Source organism: Kiloniellales bacterium (genome assembly GCA_030064845.1).
GTDB lineage: Bacteria > Pseudomonadota > Alphaproteobacteria > Kiloniellales > JAKSDN01 > JASJEC01.
In genome coordinates, this window is record JASJEC010000104.1 from 1 (window position 1) to 8,860 (window position 8,860).

Consider the following 8,860-nt stretch of genomic DNA (forward strand, 5'->3'; position numbering starts at 1 on the left):
CCAGGGGCGCGACCTCGATGCGGTCGATCCGCGACAGCGGCGGCGCCTCGCGCGGCAGGCGGTCGAGAAATCCGCGCAGCGCGCCTGCCGACCCCCAGGCGCGGATCAAAACGCCGTCGCCGTCGTTGCGCACCTCGCCGGCCAGTCCCAGGTCGCGCGCCAAACGCCACACGCTGGGACGGAAGCCCACGCCCTGGACCAGGCCCCGTATCCGGACCGAAACGGCCTCGGCCGTCATACCGTCGTCAGCCGACAGACGCACACTCACGGCTCAGCAGATCCGCGGCAGCTGCTCGCCGGCCGGCCAGTCGACCATGCGCTGCCCGCCGAAGCCGGTTTCCATCTGGACGAAGCCGTGTTCGTCCGCCACCACCTGGCCGATGATCGAGGCGTCGCGACCCAGCGGATGACACCGCATGGCCGACAGGAGGCGCTCGGCCTGCGCCGCGGGACAGATCGCGACCAGCTTGCCCTCGTTGGCGACGTAGAGGGGGTCGATCCCCAGCAGCTCGCAGGCCGCCGCCACATCGGGCTTGATCGGGATCGCGTCCTCGCGAACACGCATGCCGACGCCCGACTGCCGGGCCAGTTCGTTGAGCGTCGTGCCCAGGCCGCCGCGCGTGGGATCGCGCAGACAGTGGATCGAGGGCACGGCCTCGACCATGGCCGCGACGAGGCCGTGCAGCGCGGCGCTGTCCGAGCGGATCTCGGTCTCGAACTCCAGATTCTCGCGCTTCGAGAGAATGGCGATGCCGTGGTCGCCGATGTTGCCGCTGACCAGGATCGTATCGCCCGCTTCCGCGCGATCGCCGGAGATCTCGATCCCGTCGGGCACCACCCCGACCCCCGTGGTGGCAATGAAGACGCCGTCGCCCTTCCCCGCCTCGACCACCTTTGTGTCGCCGGTCACGATGGACACGCCGGCGGCGGTGGCGGCCTCGGCCATGCTGATCACGATCCGCTCCAGGTCGGCCAGCGGAAATCCTTCTTCCAGAATGAAGGCGGCGGAGAGATAGAGCGGCCGGGCGCCGGCCATGGCGACGTCGTTAATCGTGCCGTGCACGGCGAGCGAGCCGATATCGCCGCCGGGAAACAACAGCGGCGAAACCACATGGCCGTCGGTGGTCATCACCATGCGGCCGCTGGGCGCGGGAAAGCAGGCCTGGTCGTTGCCCTGGTTCAGCAGCGGGTTGTCGAGGTGGCGCATGAACAGCTCCGCGACCAGCTGCGCGGTCGCGCGCCCGCCGCCGCCGTGGCTCATGTCGATGCCGCCCGAGCGCGTGTCGAGTCGCGTGGCAAAACGCTTGTCGACCGCGTTCACGCCGCCTGCTCCCTTTTGCGCCGCGTCCCGCCGGCGTCGCGGAAGCGGCCGTAGGTCCAGTAGGCGGCGCAGGCCCCTTCGGAGGAGACCATGCAGGATCCCATGGGGTTCTCCGGCGTGCAGACCGTTCCGAACAGCTTGCAGTCGGTCGGCTTCTTGACGCCGCGCAGAATGCTCGGACAGAGGCAGCCCTTCACGTCGCCCCGGTCGCTCGGCGTGATGTCGAAACGCCGTTCCGCATCGAAGGCCGCGAAGGACTCCCTGATCTCGAGCGCGCTCTCGGGCACCGGCCCGAGGCCGCGCCATTCGAAGCTGCGGCGCAGCGTCAGGACCTCGGCGACCAGCGCCTGCGCTTTCAGGTTGCCTTCCGGCGTCACCACCCGGCGGTACTGGTTCTCGACCTCGTGGCGTCCTTCGTTGAGCTGCCGGATCAGCATGAGCGCCGACTGCATCACGTCGAGCGGCTCGAAACCCGCGATGACGATCGGGCGCCGATAGGCCTCGGCGACGAAGGCGTAGGGCCGGCTGCCGATCACCGAGCTGACATGGGACGGTCCGAGGAAGCCGTCGATCGAGAGCCTTCCCTGCTCGCCCACCTCGGGCGATTCCAGGATGTGCCGGATCGCCGCCGGGGTCAGCACGTGGTTGCAGAAGACGCTGAAGTTCTCGAGTCCCTCGGCGGCGGCCTGCTTGATCGCCAGCGCGGTCGGCGGCGTGGTCGTCTCGAAGCCGATGGCGAAGAACACGACCTGGCGTTCCGGGGCCTTGCGCGCGATGGCGAGCGCGTCCTGGGTGGAATAGACCATGCGGACGTCGGCCCCGCCGGCCTTGGCCTTGAGCAGGCTGCGCCTCTTGCCGGCCGGCACGCGCATCATGTCACCGTAGGTGCAGAGGATGACGCCGTGCCGCTCCGCGAGCTCGATGGCGTTCTCGATCCGCGCGACCGGCAGAACGCAGACCGGACAGCCCGGGCCGTGCACGAAGCGCAGGTTTTCCGGCATCAGGTCCTGCACCCCGAAGCGGAAGATCGCGTGGGTGTGCCCGCCGCAGAACTCCATCAGGTTGTAGCCGCGCGCCGGGTCGGCTTCCGCCGCGATGGCGCGTGCCAGACCGCGGGCCAGATCGCGGCGGCGGAACTCGTCGACGTACTTCATGCCAAGGCGCTCCCCTCGCCCGCACCTTCGTCCCCGGCCGGGATCAGGCCCGCCTCGACCATCAGCGCCAGGGTCCGCTCGGCCTCCGCGGCGCTGATCTTGTTGAGCGCGTGGCCGACGTGGATTAGCAGGTAGTCGCCGAGCGCCACGGAGTCGACAAGGGCGATGGAGACCCTCTTCCGGACTCCGCTGAGCGCCACCGTCGCAGTTTCGCTCGCCTCGTCGATTGCGATCACCTTCGCGGGCAAGGCCAGGCACATGTCGAGACCCCTACTCGGCCGCCGTCAGCGGCGATCGGCCAGCTCGGGCAAGCCGGTGCGCCGTCTCGATCCAGGCGTACCAGTCGGCCAGACCCTGGCCGTTCTTTGCCGAGACCTCGATCATGCGGATGCGCGGATTGACCCGCTCGGCGTAGGCCAGACAGCGCGCCACGTCGAAGTCGAGGTGCGGCAGCAGATCGACCTTGCTCAGGAGCATGAGATCGGCGGCGCGGAACATGTCCGGATACTTGAGCGGCTTGTCCTCGCCCTCGGTCACCGAGAGGATGACCACCTTATGCGCTTCGCCGAGGTCGAAGGCGGCCGGGCAGACGAGATTGCCGACGTTCTCTATCAGGAGCAGCCCGCCCTCCTTCGGGTCCAGGCTCTCGAGCGCGTGGCCGACCATGTGGGCGTCGAGATGGCAGCCCTTGCCGGTGTTGACCTGGACCGCCCGCGCGCCGGCGGCGCGGATGCGCGCGGCGTCGTTGCTGGTCTGCTGATCGCCCTCGATCACGGACAGGTCGACGCCGCCCTCGAGGTCCTGGATCGTGCGCACCAGCAAGCTGGTCTTGCCGGACCCCGGACTGGAGACGAGATTGAGCGCGAGGATGCCGCGGGCTTCCAGGAAGTCGCGGTTTCTGGCGGCATAGCCGTCGTTCTTGGCGAGGATGTCCTGTTCGATCTGCACCATGCGTGCCTGGCTCAAGCCCGGCGCGTGGGCCCCGGCCGTTCCCAGGCCGTAGTGATGGTGTTGGGCGTCATGATCGTGGTGGTGATGGTGATCGCCCGCGACGCCCCGGTCCCTGCCCTCCCGGTTTTCGGTGCGGGTTTCGTCCTGGCCGCAGCCGCATACCGTGCACATCACTCGACCTCCAATTCCTTGATCCGCAGCTCATTGCCCCCGGACAGCTCCAATCGATGGCCGCCGCAGTCGGGACAGGGGTCGTAAGGCTGATCAACCGAGACCGGATGACGGCAGGCGATGCACCAGGCTTCGGGCCGGGTCTCGGTGATGTCCAGGGCCGCGCCTTCGGCCAACGTTCCACGGGTCACGAGGTCGAAGGTGAAGCGGAGCGCCTCGGGCTCGACGCAGGCGAGCGTGCCGATCTCCAGGAAGACCGTCTTTACCCGGCTGTAGGCGTGCACCTCCGCCTGATCCTCGATGACACCGATCAGACTCTCGCAGAGCGCCATCTCATGCATGACTGCAACACCGGTCCATGGCCGACACGGGAACGGGCCGCGCCGATCGGCGGAGCGGCCTTCACGCCCAGTCCATCATGGTCCTTTCCGTCGCATCAGGCCAGTGCGGGCCGCCATCGGTCGTCCGAAATCCAGTTCCCTCGGACCGCCTGTCGCGTGCCTATCCCTGCGCCGCTACGCTGGCCTCGTTCTCTTTGATCCCCTTCTCGACGACGTCGCGCCATTCGCGCTTGAGCGGCATGAGCGGCGGGCGCGGGACGAAGCTGGGCTCGGGGGTCGGCGCTGCGACGGCGTTCTCGATGTCGCGGCCGGTCACCTCGCCCTTGCGGAAGAACATGTTGTAGATGCTGAACTGGGCCAGGCTGCGCGAGCCCGGCCGCGGCATGCGCCGCGCTATGGACGGCAGGGAGTAGAAGCGCTCGTAGGCGCGCAGGTGCCCGGCGCGCAGCACGTCCGGCTCCATGCTCTTGGGCTGATAGGTGATGTGCGCCTGGTCGTAGAGGTTCCAGTCGTAGGACACCACGTCCTTCTTCATCTGGTACCACAGGAGCGTCCCCGGATAGGGCGTCAGCACCGAATAGGCGCACATGTCGAAGTTGGCGTCGATGTTGAAATTGACCGTCTCGTCGAACACCGAGGGGTCGTCGCTGTCGAAGCCGAAGATGAAGAGCCCGAAGACCATGATCCCGTAGCTGTGGATCTTCTCGACCAGGCGCTGGAAGTTCTCCGGCCGGTTGACGTGCTTGTGGACGCTGGTCAGGGTCTCGCGCGATATCGATTCGAAACCGATCGAGAGCATGAAGCAGCCGCTCTCGGCCGCCAGCTCGAGAAGCTCGTCGTTCAGGGCCAGCTTGCTGGTCACGCCGGCCTGCCACTTGATGCCGCGCCCCTTGAGAGCGCGCATGACCTCTTTCGGGCGCTCCGGCGTGCCGAAGAAATCGGCGTCGTTGAGCGAGATGAAGTTCTGGCCGCAGCTCTCGATCTCGCGGATCACCTCGTCGACCGGCCGGTAGCGGAACTTCAGGCCGTTCATCATGTGCTCGGAGCAGAAGTGGCAGCCGTGGTGACAGCCTCGCGAGGTCTGGATGAAGGTGCGGTTGACGTAGCGGTTCTGCTTGACCAGGTCATAGCGCGGCATGGGCATGTCGACCATGGGATGCAGGCCCTTGGCCTTGTAGATGCCCTTGAGCTGGCCCGCCTCTAGGTCGTCGAGCACCTTGCCCATGACCATGTCGGCCTCGCCGACCACGACCGCGTCACAATGGGTCAGCGCTTCCTCGGTCATGAAGCTGGGGTGGACGCCGCCCATCACGACCGGCACGCCGCGCCGGCGGAACTCGTCGGCGATCTCGTAGCCGCGCTTCACGTAGCTGGTCATGGCGGAAATGCCGACCATGTCGACCTTGAGATCGAAGTCGATGTCTTCGATGTTCTCGTCGGTCAGCACCACCTCATACTTGTCTCGGGGTATCAGCCCGGCGACGGTCAGAAGGCCCGCCAGAGGCGAATAGAGCGCCCGGTTGAAATACATCGGCCGGGTGGTGAAGGAGCGGGTCTTGGGATTGATGAGATGGATGATGCGTGTCGGCATGAGTCTCCCCCTGACATGGATCAGATTTTCACCGTATCAGAGTCCCGCCGAAATTGTTTTGACATTTTTCGGGCCAACGGCAGAGGAGAGTTACCGTGTATCCCTTCAAAGGACTTCGGCCGTCGCGCCGGACTTGAAACGAAAAAGGATAGCGCGCCAGCGAGAGCAATTGCTCTTGCGGTGTCATTTCGGATCTCGACCCTGATCTCTTCTGTCCGATTCGGTTCGGTCTCCGGCCGCCGCCGGAGACGGGCACTTCTGCTACTGGGCCATCTTGTTATGATCGCACGGGAGCGAGGGCGGATTCGCGCGATTCCGGGGTGGAAAATGAAGGTCGTATTCTGGGGCACCTACGACCTGGGCAAGCCGCGCACGCGCATTCTCCTGGCCGGTCTGAGGCAATCCGGCGTGGATGTCGTGGAAATCCATGCCGACCTATGGCGGGGGGTCGAGGACAAGACCCAGATCGGTCTAGCCCAACGGATCACGTTCTTGTTGCGCTGGCTGCTGGCCTATCCCGGGCTGATCTGGCGCTATCTCAAGGCGCCGCGGCACGATGCGGTGGTGATCGCCTATCTGGGGCAGCTCGATGTGCTCGTGCTATGGCTCTTTGCCAGGCTTCGGGGCGTTCCGATTGCCTGGGACATGTTCATCTCACTCTACGACACGGTGGTGCTGGACCGTCAGCTCGTGAAGCGCGGAGGCTTCGCGTCGCGCTGTCTCTGGGCAATTGAGTGGCTTGCCTGCCGCCTGGCCGATCGGGTGCTGATGGATACCGGCCCCCACGCCCGCGGTATCGAGCAGACCTTCTCGCTGGCGCCTGGGCGGGTGGGCTGGGTCCCGGTCGGGGTCGAACCGGAGCAGTTTCCCCGCATCCCGCCACCGGCTTCCCATGGCGGGACGGTCACTGTTCTGTTCTACGGCCAGTTCATCCCCCTCCACGGCGTGCGCACGATTCTGGAGGCCGCTGCCTCGCCGGGCGGCCGGGGCTATCGCTGGCTCCTGATCGGCTCCGGCCAGGAGGAAGGCCAAGTGCGCGAATATCTCGATGGAAATCCGATGGCGCACCTCCAGTGGGAGAAGTGGGTGCCCTACGAGATGTTGAAGGAGCGGATCGCCGGGGCCGATATCTGCCTGGGCATCTTCGGCGAGTCGCAGAAGGCCGCGTCCGTCGTCCCGAACAAGGTGTACCAGGTGCTCTCGGTCGGGCGCTCGGTCGTCTCCATGGACTCGCCGGCAATGCGCGAGTTGTTCCCGTCGGAGACGCCCGGTGTGAAGCTGGTGCCGCGCGGTGACCCGCAGGCCCTGATCGATGCCATCGCCGCGCTGGAGCGGGAAGGCTGCCCGCAGCCGCCCGACGCCGTGCTCGACCGGATCTCTCCCGCCGCGATCGGCCTGCGCCTTCGGGCAGAGTTGGAGCGACTGACCGGGGCGGATGCGGCAGCGGGCAACGCCGATGCATGAGACTGTGCGTCGAGACGGGCGCCCCCCCGACGGCGCAAACACCGTTGCCGCCAAAGCGGAACTGTGGGAGTTCTGCGATTGCCAGGAACGGCGTTAGAGGGTCATGCCGTGACGTCGAACGAGGTCGTCTTGCATCCGGTGTACGGGCCGGCGCTTCCCGGGCTCAACTGGGTTCCGGCGCCGAGCTACCTGTTGCGGCGTCACAGAGTGCTCCATCTGCTGCGCGATGTCCCGCCCTGCCGCGTGCTCGACATCGGCTGCGGGCCCGGCGCGCTTCTGAGGGACCTCGCGGAGCGGGGATTCCGCGGTGCTGGACTGGACCGTTCGGCGCAGGCCTTGACTCTGGCCAAACATCTCCATCCGGAAGGTGGGCCGATCTCGGTCCACGCGGCACCTGGCGATGACTGGACCCGCGCGTTCGATCTGGTCTGCGCTTTCGAGGTTCTCGAACATATCGAAGACGATGTCGGAGCCTTGCGGGAGTGGCGGGAAATGCTGGCACCCGGCGGGCGATTGATGGTGTCGTCTCCCGCACATCCCGAAATGTGGAGCAAGAACGACGAATGGGCGGGTCACGTGCGCCGCTATGAGCGCCACGAGCTCATCGAGAAACTTCAGGCGGCGGGATTCATTGTCGACCGGATCGAGTGTTACGGCTTTCCGCTCGCCAACCTTGTGCAGCGCGTGCGTGCCTGGGCATACGGCCGGCAGCTCCGAGAGAAAACGCAAGCCGGGCTCGATGTGAGCGCACTGACAGACGAAAGCGGCTCGGACCGGCGCATCGAGAGGCGTATCTGGCCGGTGTTCGCGAGCTGGCCGATCGTGCTTGTCATGGCCGCATTCTGCCATTTGCAGCGTCCATTCCTGCGGACGGATCTCGGCCCCGGCTATATCGCGCTCGCACGGTTGGCCTGACCGATGCGCCGCGGAGTAAAGATCATCGGGGCCGCCGTCAGCGTCCTCGTCACGGGCTGGGTGCTCTACCGCTATGGCGGCTCGGCGCCGGGAGTCGACCTGTCGGAGGCCGCCGTCTGGCGAAACCTCGCCGGCGCGACCGCGCTCTATGTTTCCGTGCTGGTCATGGGGGCGACGGTCTGGAGGATCCTGCTCGTCAGCTTCGGCGAGCGCCCGGGGCGCTGGGCCGCGGAATCACAACTTCTGACGGCACAGATCGGCAAGTACCTGCCGGGTAATGTCGCCCACCTCGCCGGGCGGGTCGCGCTCTCCGTGAAGGACGGGGCATCGCCGTCCGCCGCCGGGCTGGCCCTCGTGGCCGAGACGGCATTGGTGGTGGCAGCGGGGCTCGCGCTCGCACTGGTGGGGCTGTGGCTGCTGCCCGGTGTCGGCGACGCGATCGGTTCCGTCTTTCCCGCGGCGGACGACCTCATGGTCGCGGGGGGGTTGCTCGCGGCAACGTTGGCGGGTGTTCTGGTGGCGGCAACGCTGCTGCGGCGCTACGGGCTGCTCGAGCCCCTGGCCCGGCTCGGCCTGCGCAGCGTGCTTCTCGTGTTGCTCATTCACTTGGTGGCGTTTGCCGTTCTCGGCGTTTCCCTCCAGCTTGTCACCGGGATCGCCGCAACGGCCGCTGCCGCTCCTCTCTCGTTATCGATGGTGGTCTTCGCCGCGGCCTGGGTTGCCGGCCTGATCACCCCTGGCGCCCCCGGCGGGTTAGGGGTGCGCGAGAGCGTCATCACTCTTGGCCTGGGCGTGGTCATCGGCGAACCGGCCGCCCTGACCGCGGCGCTTCTGCACCGGGGTGTTTCAGTCGCCGGCGACGTGGTTGCGTTCGGCATCGGCTGCGCACTCCGCGGCCGGTGAAACCCGTGCCGTCGAAACCCGTGGTGCGCCGCTAACAAGCGTGAGAACG

10 protein-coding genes are annotated in these 8,860 nt (G+C 66.9%); 3 read left to right on the forward strand and 7 right to left on the reverse strand.

Annotation, left to right across the window (positions count from 1 at the left end; translation table 11 throughout):
- The 7 genes from QNJ67_22905 to QNJ67_22935 all read right to left on the reverse strand — a co-directional run.
- Positions 1-268: acylphosphatase (locus QNJ67_22905; GenBank protein ID MDJ0611840.1), on the reverse strand; the 268-nt coding region annotated here is incomplete at its 3' end.
- Positions 269-271: 3 nt separating this feature from the next.
- Complete coding sequence (gene hypE / locus QNJ67_22910) at positions 272-1,261, reverse strand: hydrogenase expression/formation protein HypE (protein ID MDJ0611841.1); 990 nt, start codon at positions 1,259-1,261, stop codon at positions 272-274.
- 56 nt (positions 1,262-1,317) lie between these two features.
- A complete protein-coding gene (gene hypD / locus QNJ67_22915; protein MDJ0611842.1) occupies positions 1,318-2,475 on the reverse strand; it encodes a hydrogenase formation protein HypD in 1,158 nt (385 codons plus the stop codon).
- Positions 2,472-2,735, reverse strand: a complete 264-nt coding sequence (locus QNJ67_22920; protein MDJ0611843.1) for a HypC/HybG/HupF family hydrogenase formation chaperone — start codon at positions 2,733-2,735, stop codon at positions 2,472-2,474. The genes hypD and QNJ67_22920 overlap by 4 nt, the downstream gene beginning before the upstream one ends.
- A gap of 10 nt (positions 2,736-2,745) precedes the next feature.
- Positions 2,746-3,597, reverse strand: a complete 852-nt coding sequence (hypB, locus tag QNJ67_22925; protein MDJ0611844.1) for a hydrogenase nickel incorporation protein HypB — start codon at positions 3,595-3,597, stop codon at positions 2,746-2,748.
- Positions 3,597-3,938: a hydrogenase maturation nickel metallochaperone HypA gene (hypA, locus tag QNJ67_22930; GenBank protein ID MDJ0611845.1), complete on the reverse strand. Its 342-nt coding sequence runs from the start codon at positions 3,936-3,938 to the stop codon at positions 3,597-3,599. The genes hypB and hypA overlap by 1 nt, the downstream gene beginning before the upstream one ends.
- 160 nt (positions 3,939-4,098) lie before the next feature.
- Positions 4,099-5,529 (reverse strand): radical SAM protein, encoded by a 1,431-nt coding sequence (locus QNJ67_22935; protein ID MDJ0611846.1) that lies wholly within the window; start codon positions 5,527-5,529, stop codon positions 4,099-4,101.
- Positions 5,530-5,856: 327 nt separating this feature from the next.
- Between QNJ67_22935 and QNJ67_22940 the strand changes: the two genes are divergently transcribed.
- The 3 genes from QNJ67_22940 (at position 5,857) to QNJ67_22950 (ending at position 8,811) form a co-directional block, all read left to right on the forward strand.
- Positions 5,857-6,993, forward strand: a complete 1,137-nt coding sequence (locus QNJ67_22940; GenBank protein MDJ0611847.1) for a glycosyltransferase — start codon at positions 5,857-5,859, stop codon at positions 6,991-6,993.
- Between the two features lie 108 nt (positions 6,994-7,101).
- A complete protein-coding gene (locus QNJ67_22945) occupies positions 7,102-7,908 on the forward strand; it encodes a class I SAM-dependent methyltransferase (protein ID MDJ0611848.1) in 807 nt (268 codons plus the stop codon).
- Positions 7,909-7,911: 3 nt separating this feature from the next.
- Positions 7,912-8,811: a lysylphosphatidylglycerol synthase domain-containing protein gene (locus QNJ67_22950; protein ID MDJ0611849.1), complete on the forward strand. Its 900-nt coding sequence runs from the start codon at positions 7,912-7,914 to the stop codon at positions 8,809-8,811.
- Positions 8,812-8,860 lie beyond the last annotated feature (49 nt).